The 17131-nt window shown below is 53.4% G+C and carries 14 protein-coding genes and 1 pseudogene; 13 read left to right on the forward strand and 2 right to left on the reverse strand.

The window, feature by feature from the left end:
- The first annotated feature begins 2 nt into the window (after nt 1-2).
- The 12 genes and pseudogenes from AC3EMD_RS09875 (at nt 3) to AC3EMD_RS09930 (ending at nt 14594) form a co-directional block, all read left to right on the forward strand.
- Entirely contained in the window at nt 3-2021 is a 2019-nt protein-coding gene (locus tag AC3EMD_RS09875) for a peptidoglycan DD-metalloendopeptidase family protein (protein WP_032733238.1), read from the forward strand.
- 7 nt (nt 2022-2028) lie between these two features.
- Complete coding sequence (locus AC3EMD_RS09880; protein ID WP_227500877.1) at nt 2029-2877, forward strand: hypothetical protein; 849 nt, start codon at nt 2029-2031, stop codon at nt 2875-2877.
- A gap of 25 nt (nt 2878-2902) precedes the next feature.
- Nucleotides 2903-3160 (forward strand): PAAR domain-containing protein, encoded by a 258-nt coding sequence (locus AC3EMD_RS09885; protein WP_004899008.1) that lies wholly within the window; start codon nt 2903-2905, stop codon nt 3158-3160.
- A gap of 4 nt (nt 3161-3164) precedes the next feature.
- Complete coding sequence (locus AC3EMD_RS09890) at nt 3165-4376, forward strand: hypothetical protein (protein ID WP_302074055.1); 1212 nt, start codon at nt 3165-3167, stop codon at nt 4374-4376.
- Nucleotides 4377-4390: 14 nt separating this feature from the next.
- Complete coding sequence (locus AC3EMD_RS09895; protein ID WP_302074056.1) at nt 4391-7807, forward strand: ImcF-related family protein; 3417 nt, start codon at nt 4391-4393, stop codon at nt 7805-7807.
- Between the two features lie 133 nt (nt 7808-7940).
- Nucleotides 7941-9704, forward strand: coding sequence for a type VI secretion system baseplate subunit TssF (tssF, locus tag AC3EMD_RS09900; RefSeq protein ID WP_064176231.1), 1764 nt, complete (start codon nt 7941-7943; stop codon nt 9702-9704).
- Between the two features lie 29 nt (nt 9705-9733).
- Nucleotides 9734-10750: a type VI secretion system baseplate subunit TssG gene (gene tssG / locus AC3EMD_RS09905; RefSeq protein ID WP_302074057.1), complete on the forward strand. Its 1017-nt coding sequence runs from the start codon at nt 9734-9736 to the stop codon at nt 10748-10750.
- A complete protein-coding gene (gene tssJ, locus AC3EMD_RS09910) occupies nt 10731-11267 on the forward strand; it encodes a type VI secretion system lipoprotein TssJ (RefSeq protein WP_016161331.1) in 537 nt (178 codons plus the stop codon). Before tssG ends, tssJ begins: the two co-directional genes overlap by 20 nt.
- A 2-nt stretch (nt 11268-11269) precedes the next feature.
- Complete coding sequence (tssE, locus tag AC3EMD_RS09915; RefSeq protein ID WP_064176232.1) at nt 11270-11713, forward strand: type VI secretion system baseplate subunit TssE; 444 nt, start codon at nt 11270-11272, stop codon at nt 11711-11713.
- 19 nt (nt 11714-11732) lie between these two features.
- Nucleotides 11733-13135 (forward strand): annotated as a pseudogene (locus AC3EMD_RS09920) (VasL domain-containing protein).
- Between the two features lie 131 nt (nt 13136-13266).
- The gene (locus tag AC3EMD_RS09925; protein ID WP_012541334.1) at nt 13267-14181 is read left to right on the forward strand and encodes a sugar ABC transporter substrate-binding protein; all 915 of its coding nucleotides are present in this window, start codon (nt 13267-13269) and stop codon (nt 14179-14181) included.
- An 83-nt stretch (nt 14182-14264) separates the two neighbouring features.
- On the forward strand, nt 14265-14594 hold the full coding sequence (locus AC3EMD_RS09930; RefSeq protein WP_008804379.1) for a DUF1869 domain-containing protein: 330 nt from the start codon (nt 14265-14267) through the stop codon (nt 14592-14594).
- Nucleotides 14595-14675: 81 nt separating this feature from the next.
- On the opposite strand, the gene ychF is transcribed toward AC3EMD_RS09930, so the two are convergent.
- Together ychF and pth are read right to left on the reverse strand one after the other, a co-directional pair.
- The gene (gene ychF / locus AC3EMD_RS09935) at nt 14676-15770 is read right to left on the reverse strand and encodes a redox-regulated ATPase YchF (protein WP_008804380.1); all 1095 of its coding nucleotides are present in this window, start codon (nt 15768-15770) and stop codon (nt 14676-14678) included.
- Nucleotides 15771-15887: 117 nt separating this feature from the next.
- Nucleotides 15888-16472, reverse strand: a complete 585-nt coding sequence (gene pth / locus AC3EMD_RS09940) for an aminoacyl-tRNA hydrolase (protein ID WP_004180389.1) — start codon at nt 16470-16472, stop codon at nt 15888-15890.
- A 272-nt stretch (nt 16473-16744) separates the two neighbouring features.
- Here pth and ychH point away from each other — a divergent pair, with 272 nt between their 5' ends.
- Nucleotides 16745-17020, forward strand: a complete 276-nt coding sequence (ychH, locus tag AC3EMD_RS09945; protein WP_002910437.1) for a stress-induced protein YchH — start codon at nt 16745-16747, stop codon at nt 17018-17020.
- The last annotated feature ends 111 nt before the right edge of the window (nt 17021-17131 follow it).

The raw sequence follows: 17131 nt of genomic DNA on the forward strand, positions 1-17131 counted from the left end.
CCATGGAACAGTATACAGTTCAGAAGGGTGACAGCCTGTGGAAAATCAGTCGTAAATTCGGAATTGATGTTAATGAACTGGCCAATATTAACGGTCTTCTCACTAAAGCAGAGCAGCATATTATCCAGCCCGGTCAGGTATTGAGTTTACCATCAAAAGACAAAGTTTATGATACTCAATTGACTTTGAGGATTTGCGATCTCGTCTGGCGCCCGCTTGGCGATGCAAAACTCAGACTCACTTTTGATGGTAAGACGTATGATTACGTAACAGACAGCACTGGTGTTGTCGCTGGTCTGCTTATTGAAGACAGTACCAAAGGTATAAAGGTTGAACTGCAACATTTAAATAAAAAAGAATACATTCTGATTGCCGACCATAAAAAATTGCCTTTGGGGACGTTAAGCCTGCGGATCTCGTCCAGGGAAATGATAATCAAAGGGAGTACCAGTGTTAAAAAGGGCACCCAACAATCGAGTAAGCAACAGGAAAAAGAAAAAGCGAAACAGAAAGGTGGCTCATCTGCTTCCAGTCCATCAGAAAACAAAACCAAAGAAAGACAGACTCCTTCTGTAAACCAGACCACCAGGACTGAAGGCGGCGCACCCACCAGTGTGAGTAATATCGGTAATGTCAGTGAAGGGTTACGCCTTCCTCCAGAGGCAGAACAATATCGAGATTATATCATTGAAACAGCTAAAAAATATGAATTCCAGCCAGAGGGACTTGCTGCATTAATTTATGCAGAGTCAAGATGGAAAGCAAATGCGACCAATCCTACTGGTTCTGGAGCGGTAGGGTTAGGACAGTTTAAACCTGATACATGGCTATCCCTATGTGCAGAATCGGAGTCTAAAATATATCAGCTTATAACAGGAAAATATTCCTACCAGAAACTGGTCTATAAAAATAGAAAACTTTTTGGTGAATTGGTCGATGGAACTATAACGGAAATCGATAAAGATACTGTTTTATCTTTGCGGGTTAATGCAGAATACAGTATTGATATGATTGGTTTGTATGATAGACAGGGGGTAAATAATCTTTGTGATGTTTTAATTGGCGTGTCTTCATTAGAACCAGATGAACTTGTTAAATTATCTTATCTTATCCATCATAATGGTGAGAGTGGAGCCTACGACATTATTATGAATGGAGCGGGCACAGAGAAGAAATATAGGGTCTATACGAACGAAAATTTAAAATCAAGACTTGAAAGTAATGTCAATGATGCTGATGCAAAGAAGTATCTTTCTATAGATGGGAAAGGCCGGACTGCATATGTGGCTTGGTTAGTTTCTTACTACAGAGCTATTATTGTTCCAGATGATTATCGGGTGATACCAAAAGAAAAAGATTATGATCTTAAAGATATTATTAAGAAACTTAATCCAAATTTTGATTTAAATACTGAATTACCGGCGCATACATCAGAATATTCATTAACTGTTCAAACTGTTGGTGCTGATACAATGTCAGGTCATTCTGGTAAATGGCATAATCCTTTGGAAATATGTAAAATCAGAACATACGGCCTGAGTGGCCCCAGAGCTGCAAGTTTTGGAAGGGATGTCAGGCATGTTCACGGAGTACCGAAACCTCATCAGGGAGTAGATATTGAGGCTCTTCCCGGTACTCCTATTTATGCAGTAGCTGATGGACGTGTGGCGATGATAAGAGATAACGGTGATTATGGAAAACAACTTTGTATTATCATACAAGTAGATGATTTACCTGCTAATAAAGCTTCTTTGTGTCGACATGAGGGAGATCAATTGCGGGATATTTATTTTTTTTATGCGCATTTATCAGAGATCACTTCTGATATTTCTCATAATTCATCGGTGAAATGTGGGGATGTTCTGGGGAAAACAGGATGTACAGGGAATGCTGCTGGTATGACTACAATTGAGCTTGGTGCACATTTACATTTTGAAGTAAGAAAAATTGAGAGACCAGGTCGAGGGATCGTTGGCCGTATTGATCCAGTGCCATTTATTGATGGATTTAACTATCCTTAAGGAATTCATGATGACTAAATTAGTTAAATTTCTGATTTTCTTTTATGCAATAACATCGCCTTTAACTAAAGCAGAAACTATATCTTCTGAGCAATCGTGGAGAACTCGTCAAGAAATTTTTGATCAAGAGCAACATGAAGATTATATAGAATTCAAAAGCAAACAAAATAACCTTCCTGATACTGAAAGATCAAAGCTCTTAAGAACTAATGAATATTGGTTGATAAATAAAAAACAAGATCTCTGGGTTGGAGTATTCAATGGTAAATATGTAAAAATACCTGAGGGTACTTATGTTCATATTCCTAATGAAATATTGTTTCCTGAAAGTGTGATTCGAATAAAAAAAAGCAGTAAAATATCTCAATTTTCATTACTGAATAGCAATGGTAAATATCCGTCCGTTTGTGTTAATCGAATGGATGGGGTGTTGTCTGATGCTGAAGATTATATGGTTTTTTATGTTGGTTGTGCTTATAATAATTTAACTTCTAAGAAATTAAGTGTTTTTTATAATATTCTGTTTTATAGTAAGGTTTTTGATACTATATTGCAGCTTGATGAATTCCCTGATTCTGCATTGCAGGGCGAAAGTATCAATGTTTTCAAAACATCTATTGAAAAAGTTAAAGATTACTATATCGATTATAGTATCGAGTCGGCATTTAAGTTTACAGGTCCAGATCAGGTTATCGTTGTTGATGAAAAAACTGGAAAACCTCAGGAGAAGGTTCAGGAAACAGATGATAATGGAAATCCTGTCATGAAAAATGGTGAACCGGTTATGGTTGATGATCCCGATGGATTCCAACCTGTCATTTTAAAAAGACTTCCTGAAGTTACTATTGCCAATTAATATATCAGACTGAATAGATTAGAATATGAAAAAAACTATTTGTGTAGGTGATAAAACATCTCATGGTGGATCTGTCTTAACGGGCTCATCTCAGATAATCATTGATGGTAAATCTGTGGCACGTAAGTCTGATCTAGTCTCATGTCCAACACACGGTGTAAATAGTATAAGTGAGGGAGATGAAAAACATTGCGATAACGGGTTAGCTGTTGCGTTAGAAGGGCACCGCTGTTCATGTGGCGCTATTCTGATTTCCGCCGGTTCGCGTGTTTTAAAGGAATGAACTTATGCCAGTAAATATTTTTGATATTCCTTCGGAAGAGAAAACATCCCAAAAAGCATTATCACTATGGGTTGAATTCGGAATTTGTGTTTGTATTCTTGCTGTATATGTATGTGTTTTCTTGGTTTATTTTTCTGAGTATTTATCAAAAAATAATTATGTTTTCTGGTCTGAGTTATTGCTGGTGCCGCTACTCTTAGGCGGGGCTGTATTTTTCTTCAGAGTTATAATGTGGAATAATGAGAATATCGAAACAGTTTACTGGAATAAAACTCGCCTGGATTATTATCAGGAGTTGCTTCAAAAAGGAAGGGCCTATCTTGAGATCATTGAGTTACAGATCAGATTGCCTGATTTAAATGGAGATGTGACTAATATCATAGAGGGAAATTTATTGCCTGTTCGCTATGCACCAAAGTTAACGCATATGTCCAGATATCTTAGTTTTAATTCCCCAATAAATGAATTAAATAGCATTCATCAAATACAGGATAGAAATGCTATTTTATTTAATAAAATAATGGGATTTCTAATTAATGATATCCATATGCATATAACCCTTTTGCCTAAATATGTTAGGGTAAAAGTGATATGCGCTCTTAATGATAATTTAAAACCTTTGATGGAAAAGATTTGGCAAGAACGACTTGATAATATATATCCGGGGGGGGATATTGAGTTTAGTAGAAACTTATCTGAATCCATCGATAACTTGCTAGATAGCTCTTCTGATGAATATATAGTTCTTATTGCCGCCAGTTTTTATGGCGCAGAATTACTTGACGATGAAATCGACGATAAATCTGAATCTGTGATGTTTTTGTTGGGAAGACTGAGAAATGATGGTGAGACTGTTGGTCACTCATCTTTAGGGGCTTTTTTTCGACCAGAATGTGATTGGGTAGGAATAGATAAATCGCTCCTTTGGGGAAGGGTTAATGAAGGGAGGCGGCTATCTGGTGTTATATATTCTGGGTTGAATGAAGAAGAGCTTAAAAAAGTGGTGTTAAAAACAACAGATGTAATGTCGGAAAGTGCACTTTCGTCGTATATATACGTTGATTCAGACAACTATTTATGTAAATGCCCGCCTCTTACCGAGTTTTTGCAATTGAGTTATGTAAATGAGCATCTTCCCCCAGGACAGTATTTATTGGTAAATAAAAATAATGATGTTTTGAACTCTCATTTGTTTAACTCGGTTGCCAGTGTTTAGAGGTTTATTATAACATGAAGAAAATCCTTATTAAATTTTCTGGCGTTTTTTTTGTCGTTATTATTACTGTTATTTTGTTTCTACTATATTACCTGTGGGGACCATCCCTGGGATGGATGGAACCAGCAGAAAAATTTCGGGTGCTCTGTACTATTTTCGCAGTTCCTGTTTTCCTCTCTTTGTTGCTAGTCAGTCGGTACTCACTTGTTGCGTTTGCATCAAGATTGCGTTTTTTCCGTAAGTTAAATGATAAACAGAATACTTGGTCAAACAATAGTGCTCATTTGAAACAGGTAGACATAAGTAAAAAGATAATAAACGACGTACAACAAGTTCTGCGACATACTTACGGTCATTTCTGGCATAGCAAAGTCCGCATCCTGCTGATGACCGGCTCAGTCAGTGATGTGGAACAACTGGCCCCAAAACTCACCAGGGAACTCTGGCAGGAAGACCGGGGGACTGTGCTGCTGTGGGGTGGCGATCCTGCGACTCCGGCCGATGCAGACTGGCTGGCTGTGTTGCGTAAACTGCGCCGCCGTGCGGTGGACGGAATGGTCTGGGTGACCTCAGCGCTGGACGGTCTGCCGGCAACGGAAAACAGCGCAACCTCAGGTCTCACGCCAGATGCAATGGATAGCGTGTCTCATGCTTTAAAGCTTCGCTATGAGGCTCTGGGCTGGAAGCTGCCACTGTACGTCTGGTCGCTGCATCCGCGCGCCGGAGAACAGGCCGGGCGCGTCACCCAGCCAGTGGGGTGCCTGTTGCCTGCGAATTGTTCACCGCAGACGCTCGCCGGACAGCTTACCGGGCTGATACCGCAGCTGACCGCGCAAGGCATACAGCAGGTCTGCGGTCAGCCACAGCACAATTTTTTACTCGCGCTGGCCGATCAGTTGACCCGTAAACCGGAAACGGTGACGGAGCCGTTATCGGTATTGCTTAATCCTTACCGCCCGCAGCCGCTGGCCGGAGTGGTGTTCAGCGCGCCGTCGGCGGAGGCCGGCCGCAGCATCAGCCATCACTGGGGCCGGGATAACCGCTGGGATATTCTGCCGGACAGGATGACGGAATTACCCGCAGGTCTACGTCCGCGCAAACAGGGAGTCAACTGGATGCGTGGGATGAGCGTGGCCACTGCCGCCCTGATGTTACTCTGGGCCGCCTCAATGACAGTCTCTTTTATCGCCAACCGCGAGCTGGTGGCGACCGCACAGCAGCAGGTGCAGCAGGCCTCGGCGGGAAAACAACCGCTGGCCGTACGCCTGCATGCGCTCTCCGCGTTACAGAAAACGCTTTCTCAACTGGAATACCGCTCGCAGCACGGCGCGCCGTGGTACTTCCGCGCTGGCCTCAGTCAGAACGATGACCTGCTGGCGGCGCTGTTTCCGCGCTACGGAGAAAGGGCGCAGCCGCTGCTGCGTGATGCGGCGGCGCGTCATCTGGAAGAGCAGCTCACCGCCTTCGTACAGCTGCCGCCGGACAGCCCGCTGCGTGAGAAGATGACGAAGACCGCTTACGACCAGTTGAAACTGTACCTGATGCTGGCCCGCCCGGAGAGAATGGATGCTGCGTGGTTTGCGGGAGCGTTGATGCGCGAGTGGCCGCAGCGTTCCGGCGTGGCGGACGGCGTCTGGCAGGGTAGCGGCCCTTCGCTGCTGGCATTTTATGCCGCCAGTCTGGTGTCGCATCCGCAGTGGCGTCTGTCTGTCGATGACGGTCTGGTCAGCCAGGTGCGCACACGGTTAATTCGACAGCTGGGCCAGCGCAACAGTGAGTCCACGCTTTATCAGAAGATGCTCGCGCAGGTGGCGAATCAGTATGCCGATATGCGTCTGGCGGATATGACTGCGGATACCGATGCTTCGCGTCTGTTCAGCACTGATGAGGTGGTGCCGGGAATGTTTACCCGTCAGGCCTGGGAGCAGGCCGTGCAGCCGGCCATTGAGAAAGTGGTCGTGGAACGCCGCGATGAAATGGACTGGGTGCTGAGCGACACGAAGCAGCCTGCCGCGCAGTCGACGTCGCCGGAAGCCTTGCGAGCCCGGCTGGCGGAGCGTTATTTCGCTGATTTCAGCGGCGCCTGGCTGGATTTCCTCAACAGTCTGCGCTGGCAGCGCGCGGCGACCCTCTCCGATGCTATCGACCAGCTGACACTGATGGCCGATGTGCGCCAGTCGCCGCTGGTGGCGCTGATGAACACCCTGAGCGTGCAGGGGCGAACCGGCCAGACCGGGGAAGCCATCGCCGATTCGCTGGTCAAATCGGCCAGGCAGCTGTTTAACCGTGATAACCCGCCCGCCATCGATCAACGGTCCGGCGCGCGCGGTCCTTTGGATGCCACCTTCGGGCCCGTGCTGGCGCTGCTGGACAATCGCGACGGCGGGACGCCCACCAGCCGCCTTAGCCTGCAGACCTTCCTGACCCGCGTCACTCAGGTGCGTCTGCGCCTGCAGCAGGTCACCAACGCCACCGACCCGCAGGCGATGACCCGCCTGCTTGCGCAGACGGTGTTTCAGGGCAAGGCTGTGGATCTAACCGAAACGCGCGACTACGGCAGCCTGGTGGCGGCGGGACTGGGCCAGGAGTGGAGTGGATTTGGGCAGACGCTGTTTGTTCGCCCGATGGAGCAGGCCTGGCAGCAGGTATTGACCCCGGCGGCGGAAAGTCTCAACGCCCAGTGGCGCAGTGCGGTGGTGGAGGACTGGAATAGCGCTTTTGGCGGTCGCTACCCCTTTAAAAATACCAGCAGTGAAGTCTCTCTGCCGCTGCTGGCAAAATATCTCAATAGCGAGACCGGGCGCATCGCCCGCTTTCTGCAGACCCGGCTGAACGGTGTGCTGCATAAAGAGGGGAGCCGCTGGATGGCGGACAGTATCAATGCTCAGGGACTGACATTTAACCCGGCCTTTCTGCAGGCGATGAATACCCTGAGCCATCTCTCCGACGTCGCGTTCGCTAACGGCGAAGCGGGATTGCATTTTGCGCTACGCCCCGGCACGGCGGACGGTGTGATGCAGACGGAGCTGGTCATCGACAGTCAGAAACTTGTCTATATGAACCAGATGCCGGCCTGGCGGCGGTTCAGCTGGCCCGCCGACACCGAAGCGCCGGGCGCTAGTCTGAGCTGGATCAGTACCCGGGCGGGCACCCGCCAGTATGGCGATTTCCCGGGCGCCTGGGGGTGGATCCGACTGCTGGATAAGGCGGTAGTCAGCGCTTATCCCGGAACGAGCAGCAGCTGGAGCCTGAGCTGGAAAGCACCGGATGGTTTGTTGCTGAACTACACCCTGCGTACCGAGGCGGGGGAAGGACCGCTGGCGCTGTTGGCCCTGCGAAACTTTACGCTACCGGAGACGATATTCAGCGTGCGCGCGCCTGCTGAGCGTGTTCCGCTGACCGACGATATACCCGGCGAAGAGGGATACTGAACCTTCTCCCTCACTGATTGGCGTTGACCTGCAACGCCAGGCCTCCTCTGCTCATGGCCGCCCGGCGGCCAACTAATCTGACCGCGCAGCCATACTGCGTGTCTCCCTGTAGACGAATAATGGAATATTCATAATGGACGATTTAACCCTGCGATATTTTGACGCTGAAATGCGCTACCTGCGCGAGGCGGCAAAAGCGTTCGCGCAGGCTCACCCCGATCGGGCGGCGATGCTGGATCTCGATAAAGCCGGTACGCCGGACCCTTACGTTGAGCGCCTGTTTGAAGGCTTTGCCTTTTCCGTAGGTCGCTTGCGCGAAAAAATTGATGATGATCTGCCGGAGCTGACCGAGGGGCTGGTCAGCATGCTGTGGCCGCACTATTTGCGCACCATTCCATCGCTATCGATCGTGGCGCTGACCCCAACGCTGCCGGCGATGAAGATGGCGGAAACGGTGCCCGCCGGGTTTGAGATTAGCTCCCGCCCACTGGGGCCGAAAAATACCGTGTGCCGGTACCGAACCACCCGCGATCTGACGCTTAATCCGCTGGCGATAGAGGAGGCGGTGATGACGGCGGAGCCGGACGGACGTTCGGTCCTGCGGCTACGCTTCACCTGTAGCGAGCTGGCGGACTGGTCGCAGACCGATCTCCGCCGCCTGGCGCTGTACCTGGGGGAAGACGCCGTTACCGGCAGCGCCCTCCATCTGTGGCTGACCCGAAGCCAGGCCGCGCTGTACCTGCGCCTGCCGGGTCAGACAGAGCGGGTAAGCCTCGACGGCTATTTTTCCCCGGGGGGATTCAGCGAGGAGGATCGTTTATGGCCGAAGGGGGAGAGCGCTTTCAGCGGCTATCAGTTGCTGCTCGAGTATTTCACCTTTCGCGAAAAATTTATGTTCGTGCAGCTAAATGGCCTGGAAAACATCACCCTGCCGGCGGGGATATCGCATTTCACGCTTGAGGTGGTGTTCAGCGAGGTCTGGCAAAGCGATTTACCCGTCAGCGCAAGCAGCCTGCGCCTGCACTGTGTGCCGGTGATTAACCTGTTTACCCTCGAGGCCGATCCGTTGACCATCAGCGGGCTGGAGAGCGAATACCTCCTGCGTCCGAAGCGCCTGCAGGACGGGCATACCGAAATCTATTCTGTCGACAGCGTGACCGGCTCCGGGCGCACCGGGGAGGCGCGCTATGTGCCTTTCACCCGCTTTCGTCACCAGGGGGGAATGATGCGTCGCCATGCGCCGGAGCGCTACTACCACACCCGCGTCAAACGGGGCGTCACCGGCATGCACGATACCTGGCTTATCCTCGGCGGACAGCAATGGGAGGCTGACCGGGCGCTGGCGCGGGAAACGGTCTCCTTGCGCATCACCGGCACTAACGGCCAGCTGCCGCGCCGGGCGCTACAGAGCACGCTGCTGGATCGCTGTGAGTCGATATCAGCCACGCCGCTTACCGTCCGCAATCTCTGTAAGCCCACATTGCCGGTATATCCCCCGGCGGAAGACCGCTACCACTGGCGGGTCATGAGCCATCTGGGCACCCGTTTTCTCAATATGATGAGCAGCGCCGAGGTACTGCGCGGTACGCTGTCGCTCTACAACTGGCGGGAGGATGAGCTCAATAACCGTCGTCTGGACGCTATTCTGGCGGTCAGCCATCACCGAATTCAGCGTTTCGAACAGGGATTCCTGCTGCGCGGGCTGGATATCGAAGTGACGCTCGACGGTAGCGGATTTACCGGCGCGGGCGATGTCCACCTGTTTGGCGACATGCTCAACCGCTTTTTCGCGCTGTATGCCGATATGAATCAGTTCAACCAGCTGACGCTCATCGTTCAACCTGAAGGGAAATGTATCCGGTGGAAAGAGAATCACAGTCTGCGCCTGCCCGGCTGATGGATCAGCTCCGGCCTCAGTTGCCCTACATGAATTTTTACCGCTTCTGCCAGTTGCTGGAGGAGATCCAGCCGAAGGCGCCGGTCATCGGCAGCGACTGGCAGTTGGGTGATGAGCCCATACGCTTTCGCCCGCATCCGGGGATGGGTTTCCCGGCCGGCGAAATCCGTGGAATGGACGATCCTGAACCGCCCCGACCGCCGGCGGTGCGCGTTGCTTTTATGGGGCTCTATGGCGTGGAATCCCCGCTGCCGACCCACTATAGCGATGACATTGCGCAACGGCGGGAAGGCGTCGAGGCGACCGAGGATTTTCTCGATATCTTTAACCATCGGCTGATCGCCCAGTATTACCGTATCTGGCGCAAATATTCCTACCCGGCAACCTTTCGGGCGGGGGGCACGGACAACACCTCGCAGTATCTGCTGGGCCTGGCGGGGCTGGGCATACCGGGATGTGCCGCCGTTGCCGCAGCGCCGCTGTCGCGATTTCTGGCGCTGCTGCCGGTAATGATGCTGCCGGGGAGATCCGGGGAAGGTATGGAGGCGCTGGTGGCGCTCCTGGCCCCGGGGACCCGGGCGACGGTGTACCACCACGATCCCTGCCGGATCCCCTTGTCGCAGCCGTTAACGATGAGCGTCCGCCAGCCGGTTAGCCTGCAACATAGGCCAGTGATGGGAACCCACGCCACGGATGTGAACGGTCAGGTGTTGCTGCAGCTGGCGACGGAAAAGCCTGATGAGGTCCGCGGCTGGCTGCCCGGCGGCGAACTGTTCAGCGACCTGATGGCGCTCCTGCACGTCTGGCTCGGATCTCATCTCGACGTGCGGCTGCAGCTTTGCGTCGCCCGCCATTTACTGCCGGATGCGCAACTTTGCTGCCAGCAGGCGCATGCCGTCCAGCTTGGCCGTACCGCTGTGCTGCGTCCGCTGGATGCGCAAAAACAGGCTGACGACAGGATCACGATTTATCTGGGGCGCTATCAGCGCGTCCGGGAAAATATCTACCGCAGGGAGAGCGATGAAGATGGCGATTACCGCAGTTAAACCCTCCGCCAGGTTGCTGGCATTCCTTATGGTTACCGTCTTAACCGGCTGCGGCCTGACGCAGACCGTGAAAGACGGCGCCGTTTCCGTGACCCAGTCCATTTTTTACCCCCAGGTGAAAACGCTTCATCTGGATCTTCGCGCCCGGGAAGGGGTGAATAACAACGCCAAAGGCGCCTCCCTGGCGACGGTAGTGCGTATTTACCAGCTTAAGGACCGGCAGGCGTTCGACAATACTGACTACCCGTCGCTGTTTGCTGGCGATGGCCAGGCGCTGCAGGCGGACCGGGTGGCGGAAAAAGATGTTCGCCTGCGTCCGGGCGAATCGGTGACCGTCGATATGCCTATGGAAACCAGCGCGCAGTTTGTGGCGGTGGCGGCCATGTTTATCGATCCAGACCTGACGCAAAACAGCTGGCGGCTGGTACTCACCCGGGACGATCTTGACCCGGCGAGGCCGCGCATTATCGAAGCCAGCCAAAATCAACTGACGCTGCACCCGCTTAAGGAGAAGTGAAAATGCCTCGTCCCTCCCTGTATGACATCCTGTACGGCAACTTCGCCGGCGGGCTTGACCTGAATACTGTCAGCGAAACGGATCAGGTCATCCTGTCGGTGCTCGATAACATGCAGCGCATCCTCAACTGTCGGGCTGGAACGCTGGCGCATCTGCCGGACTACGGCCTGCCGGATATGACCGCTATCCTCCAGGGCATGCCGGCGTCGGCGCATCAGCTGATGAGCACGTTATCGGCGGTGTTGCTGAAATACGAACCGCGCCTGCAGCGGATCGCGGTGGTGATGCTCGATCAGCATGTGCCCGGCGAACTGCGCTATGCCATTGATGCGGAGCTGAAGGATATTGGCCTGGTGCGTTACGGCACAGAGTTTATGCCCGAGGGCAGGGTGTTGATCCGCCACCTCAAACGCCAGCAGTATCTTGACGCCCGCTCCGCCCTCTAATCTCTCGCTGAAAGACATCATGATGACAACACACGACGAACGCCACTATAAAACCGGTGGCGACCCGCGCACGCTGGCTGATTTTATTGCCCTGCGTGCGGAAATGAACAAGCTCAGCCACCCGGCGCGGCCGGATATTAACTGGCCGTATGCCGAGCAGCTTGCCCGCTCGCTGCTGGAGCATCACGGCGCGGATCTGCAGACTGTCGCCTGGTATACGCTGGCCCGCGCCAGGCTGGGCGGGCTGGCAGGGATCCACGAGGGGCTGTCGCTAATGGAGTCGCTGCTGGCCCACCAGGGGAAAAACCTGTGGCCGCAGGCGCTCCCGGCCCGGACAGAGATCTTCCGCACCCTGAGCAAGCGGCTGCGGCAGGTGATCCGCACTCTGAGTCTCGCCCCGGCGGATCTCGAATCGCTTGGGCAGGCTGAACGTTCGCTGCAAAGCTTCGACGCAGTGCTCCAGCGCCTTAAGATCGCGCCTGAAAACCCGCTGAGCGACCTGCGGGCGCTGCTGCACAGCACGGTAAGCCGCTTCGAGCATCTCGACCCTGCGCCAGCGCTCCCCACCGCGCCGCCGGTGGCGGTGTCTGACGCGGAACTTCCCGGCGCTCTGGTCAGCGAAGAGGATGCGGCGAAGGTTGAACCCGTGCCAGAACTAAAACGTAGGCCAAAGGCTGAGCCGCTTGCGCCGCCTTTACCTGCAAAGCGGCCCGCGCCAGTGGTGGCGTCTTCTCCGGCAACCGCGCCGCGCTGGAAGCCGTTTGTCGCCGGGATGGTCACCATGCTGGCGGTGACGGGCATCGCCGTCGGTGGATGGCTGGCGTTGCGTCAGTCCGATTTACCGCCCATTTCGGTGACCCAAAATGTGATACCGGGCCTGCCGGGGGCATCTCCCCTGATGCCGGTGGATCTGCCTCAGACGCAGCGCCAGCTTGGCGAGCTCGCCCGCCTGGCGCCGGACTGGGCGGTAAGCTACGGCGACCAGCTGGTCCGGCAGGCCCTGAGTCGCTGGCCGGATCAAGCACAACCGCTGGCGCAGCAGTGGCGGCAGCAGTTGAGCGCTGCCGCATTGCCCGCGGAAAACCTCACCGGCTGGTCCGAGGGAATGCAGCAGCTGCAGCGGCTCGCCGGCCAGCTCAATGCCCTCGACGAGCAGAAGGGGAGATACCTCACGGTGAGCGAACTGAAAACCGCAGTGTTTGCCATCATGCAGTCGTTTAACCGCGCCGTTCCGCTGGAGGAGGAGCTACGCCAGCTGGCCGTGCTTCCCGTTGAGCAACCCTGGCCTGCCGCCCGGGGAAGCCTCGCGGAGCTGCATCTGCAACAGCTGATCGTGGAGTATGCCCTGCTGAAGCGAAAGCAGTCGCCGCCCGCTGAGATCCCCCTACCGGTAAGCCCTCGGTGAGTGAGGCGGTTAAATAAAGTGTGCGCATGGCAACATTTTCTTTACATCATGATTGCAAGAACCGAACGCCCTTCGTAGTCTGAAAATGATTTAAATATACCGTTTGTGTTTGTATTGAAAATTTTATTTCAACCGCTGAGAGCATGCTATGAAGCACTGTAAAATCATCCTGTTAGTGGGGTTACTGGCCTGTTCCGCCTCGGCTTTGGCGGAGAAGATCGGCGTCTCAATGGCCTACTTCGATCAAAACTTTCTCACCATTATCCGCCAGTCCATTGAGAAAGAAGCTCAAGCCCGCCACGTCGACGTGCAGTTTGAAGACGCCCGCGGCGATACCGGACGTCAGGCCGATCAGGTGCAGAGCTTTATCGCCTCCGGCGTGGACGCGATCATCGTCGACCCGGTGGACTCCGCCAGCACCCCGCAGCTGACGAAGATGGCGCAGCAGGCCAAAATGCCGCTGGTGTATGTGAACCGGACGCCGGGGGATAAAACGTTACCGCCTGGCGTGGTGTTTGTCGGTTCGGACGAGCGGGAGTCCGGCACATTGCAGATGGAGGCGCTGGCGAAGCTGGCGAACTACAAAGGCAATGTCGCCATCATGATCGGCAATCTCACTGACGCCGGCGCGCTGCAGCGCACCAAAGACGTCGAGCAGGTGGTGGCCAAATATCCGGCAATGAAAGTGGTGCAGAAACAGCCGGCCAACTATTCCCGCAGCGAGGGAATGGATCTGATGCAGAACTGGACAGGCAACGGGGAAGCGATTGATATTGTGGCGGCGAACAACGATGAGATGGCGATTGGCGCGGCGATGGCGCTGGAGAAGAGCCAGAAGAAGCTGTTGATCGGTGGGATCGACGCCACGCCGGACGGGCTGAAAGCCCTGGCCAGCGATAAGATCCAGGTGACGGTCTTCCAGGACGCCGTCGGTCAGGGCAAAACGGCCTTAGCGGTAGCGCTGAAGCTGATTAAAGGAGAAAAGGTCGAGTCTCATGTCTGGATCCCGTTTGAGTTAGTGACCAAAGAAAACATGCAGACCTATGTGGAAAAGAGTCATTAACGGCAAGGCGCACGTGAACGAACTTTGCTGATAGAACCGGGCTGATAATGTGACGCCCGGGCAACGAAACCGGAGGAAAAGACATGGCAACGGCAAGAAGCGGCTATACGCTGCAGGTGATAAAGGCAGGGCAGCAGGGACATGTTGAAATGAGGTGGGGGCATCTCGCAGACGTTGATACGCGCGCGGCGGCGGCGGCCATCGTGCAGCAAATCGGGCGACCATCGTCCGCAGCGAGCCAGCAGGAGATCAGCCTGTCACTGACCAATGCCGCCAGCGGCATCTCGGTCGAGCTTCATCACCCGGCCTCAGGGGAAAGCGCCACCCCGGCTTTCATCGAGGGCGAATTAAAGAAAATTGTGCAGATCGTTGATGGCTATGAGGCGGCTGAAGAGACCCATATTGTGGAGTAGCGTGTCGTCCGGGTAAAAAAAATCCACGCCGCTGCGTGGATTTTTATGACGCGGTGGTGGCGAAAATGCCAGCCAGCGGGATCAGACGTTGAACAGGAAGTTCATCACATCGCCATCTTTCACGATGTAGTCTTTACCTTCAGCACGCATTTTACCGGCTTCTTTTGCACCCTGTTCGCCTTTGTAGGTAATAAAGTCTTCATAGGCGATGGTCTGCGCGCGGATAAAACCTTTTTCGAAGTCGGTGTGGATCTTACCGGCTGCCTGCGGGGCGGTTGCCCCGACCGGGATGGTCCATGCGCGAACTTCCTTCACCCCTGCGGTGAAGTAGGTCTGCAGATTCAGCAGCTCGTAACCGGCGCGGATCACGCGGTTGAGGCCTGGCTCTTCGAGACCCAGCTCGGCCATAAACTCGTCGCGGTCAGCGTCGTCCAGCTCGGCAATATCGGACTCAACGGCGGCGCAAACGGCGACGACCACAGAACCTTCGGCGGCGGCAATTTCACGGACTTTATCGAGATAAGGGTTATTCTCAAAGCCGTCTTCATTGACGTTGGCGATATACATGGTCGGCTTCAGCGTCAGGAAGCTGAGGTATTTAATCGCTGCTTTGTCTTCGTCGGTCAGGTTTTTCAGTGAACGCAGCATGCCGGCATTTTCCAGCTGCGGCAGGCATTTTTCCAGCGCCGCCAGCTCAGCTTTAGCGTCTTTATCGCCGCCTTTAGCTTTCTTCTGCACACGGTGGATAGCGCGCTCGCAGGTGTCCAGATCGGAGAGTGCCAGCTCGGTGTTGATAACGTCGATGTCGTCAGCCGGATCCACTTTGTTGTTAACGTGGATAATGTTGTCATTTTCAAAGCAGCGAACTACGTGGCCGATGGCTTCGGTTTCACGGATGTTGGTCAGAAACTGGTTGCCGAGACCTTCACCTTTGGACGCGCCTTTCACCAGGCCCGCGATATCAACGAATTCCATCGTCGTCGGCAGGATGCGCTGCGGTTTGACGATTTCAGCCAGCTTGTCCAGACGCGGATCGGGCATCGGTACGACACCGGTGTTCGGCTCAATGGTACAGAAGGGGAAGTTGGCCGCTTCAATACCCGCTTTGGTGAGCGCATTGAACAGGGTGGATTTGCCGACGTTGGGCAAACCGACGATACCGCATTTGAATCCCATGATTTAAATCACCTTAATCTTTGGATAATCAATCTGTTATAAGCAACAGATTGCAGAAAATTGAATAGCTTTGCCTATTATACACGGTGCGCGGCAAAAATGCCGCACGACAACGGCTTATTGCGCCTTAAAGGCATGTAAGCGGTTGGTGGCTTTGGTCAGCCCGTCCTTTAACCAGATTTCGGTGCAGCGCGCCGCTTCGTCGACAGCATCATCAATCAGTTTCTGCTCGCTGGCCGGCGGTTTGCCGAGTACAAAGCCGACAACCTTGTTTTTGTCACCCGGATGGCCGATCCCGACGCGTAAGCGGTGAAAGTTCGGGTTATTGCCGAGCTTACTGATGATGTCCTTCAGGCCGTTGTGGCCGCCATGGCCACCGCCAAGCTTGAATTTCGCCACCCCGGGCGGCAAATCCAGCTCATCATGGGCGACCAGAATTTCATCCGGGTTAATGCGATAAAAGGTCGCCATTGCAGCCACTGCTTTACCGCTGAGGTTCATAAACGTCGTAGGAACCAGCAGGCGAACGTCTTCGCCCGCCAGATTGATGCGCGAGGTGTAGCCGAAGAACTTGCTCTCTTCGCGCAGCGGCGCACGATGGCGATCCGCCAGTAAATCTACATACCAGGCGCCAGCGTTGTGCCGGGTGGCGGCATATTCCGCACCGGGGTTGGCCAGGCCGACAATCAGTTTAATGGTCACGTTTTCTTTCCTGCATGGGGCATTCTCTGCCGCGTAGTGTACTGTCTGCGGGCGCGCTTGACAAAGTTCTGCCCACGAGACAATACCAGCATTGATGATTACCCACCTGAATCATTAGAATTTGATATTGTTCAGAGGCTTATTTGTAAATATTTGTCTAATCGGTGTTCACTAATGTGATCGTGGGCGCACTCCAGGGCAGGGACCCTGTCTATACTACACCTATAAGATTTGGGGATATTCCCTGGCAACCCAAAGTCCGGAGGTGACACATGAAACGCAAAAACGCTTCGTTACTCGGTAACGTACTCATGGGGTTAGGGTTGGTGGTGATGGTTGTGGGGGTAGGTTACTCCATTCTGAACCAGCTTCCGCAGCTTAACCTGCCGCAATTCTTTGCACATGGCGCAATCTTAAGCATCTTCGTTGGCGCCGTGCTCTGGCTGGCCGGTGCCCGTATTGGCGGCCACGAGCAGGTCAGCGACCGCTACTGGTGGGTGCGCCACTATGATAAACGCTGCCGTCGTAATCAGCATCGCCACAGCTAACCGTAGCATGATTTCCCGCATCGGCCCCTGAAGGCCGATGCGTTTTCCTGTGACTCTCGTTATTTCCTCCTCTTTTCCCCATCACCATACGACCCCATTCCGTCCTGACCT

The organism is Klebsiella sp. PK18 (assembly GCF_057784655.1).

Coding starts and splice junctions, on each gene's coding strand:
- tssJ (WP_016161331.1), top strand. CDS start 10,731: ATGGCGATTACCGCAGTTAAACCCTCCGCCAGGTTGCTGGCATTCCTT.
- tssG (WP_302074057.1), top strand. CDS start 9,734: ATGAATTTTTACCGCTTCTGCCAGTTGCTGGAGGAGATCCAGCCGAAG.
- AC3EMD_RS09885 (WP_004899008.1), top strand. CDS start 2,903: ATGAAAAAAACTATTTGTGTAGGTGATAAAACATCTCATGGTGGATCT.
- AC3EMD_RS09930 (WP_008804379.1), top strand. CDS start 14,265: ATGGCAACGGCAAGAAGCGGCTATACGCTGCAGGTGATAAAGGCAGGG.
- AC3EMD_RS09925 (WP_012541334.1), top strand. CDS start 13,267: ATGAAGCACTGTAAAATCATCCTGTTAGTGGGGTTACTGGCCTGTTCC.
- AC3EMD_RS09875 (WP_032733238.1), top strand. CDS start 3: ATGGAACAGTATACAGTTCAGAAGGGTGACAGCCTGTGGAAAATCAGT.
- AC3EMD_RS09895 (WP_302074056.1), top strand. CDS start 4,391: ATGAAGAAAATCCTTATTAAATTTTCTGGCGTTTTTTTTGTCGTTATT.
- AC3EMD_RS09880 (WP_227500877.1), top strand. CDS start 2,029: ATGATGACTAAATTAGTTAAATTTCTGATTTTCTTTTATGCAATAACA.
- ychF (WP_008804380.1), bottom strand. CDS start 15,770: ATGGGATTCAAATGCGGTATCGTCGGTTTGCCCAACGTCGGCAAATCC.
- tssE (WP_064176232.1), top strand. CDS start 11,270: ATGCCTCGTCCCTCCCTGTATGACATCCTGTACGGCAACTTCGCCGGC.
- tssF (WP_064176231.1), top strand. CDS start 7,941: ATGGACGATTTAACCCTGCGATATTTTGACGCTGAAATGCGCTACCTG.
- AC3EMD_RS09890 (WP_302074055.1), top strand. CDS start 3,165: ATGCCAGTAAATATTTTTGATATTCCTTCGGAAGAGAAAACATCCCAA.
- ychH (WP_002910437.1), top strand. CDS start 16,745: ATGAAACGCAAAAACGCTTCGTTACTCGGTAACGTACTCATGGGGTTA.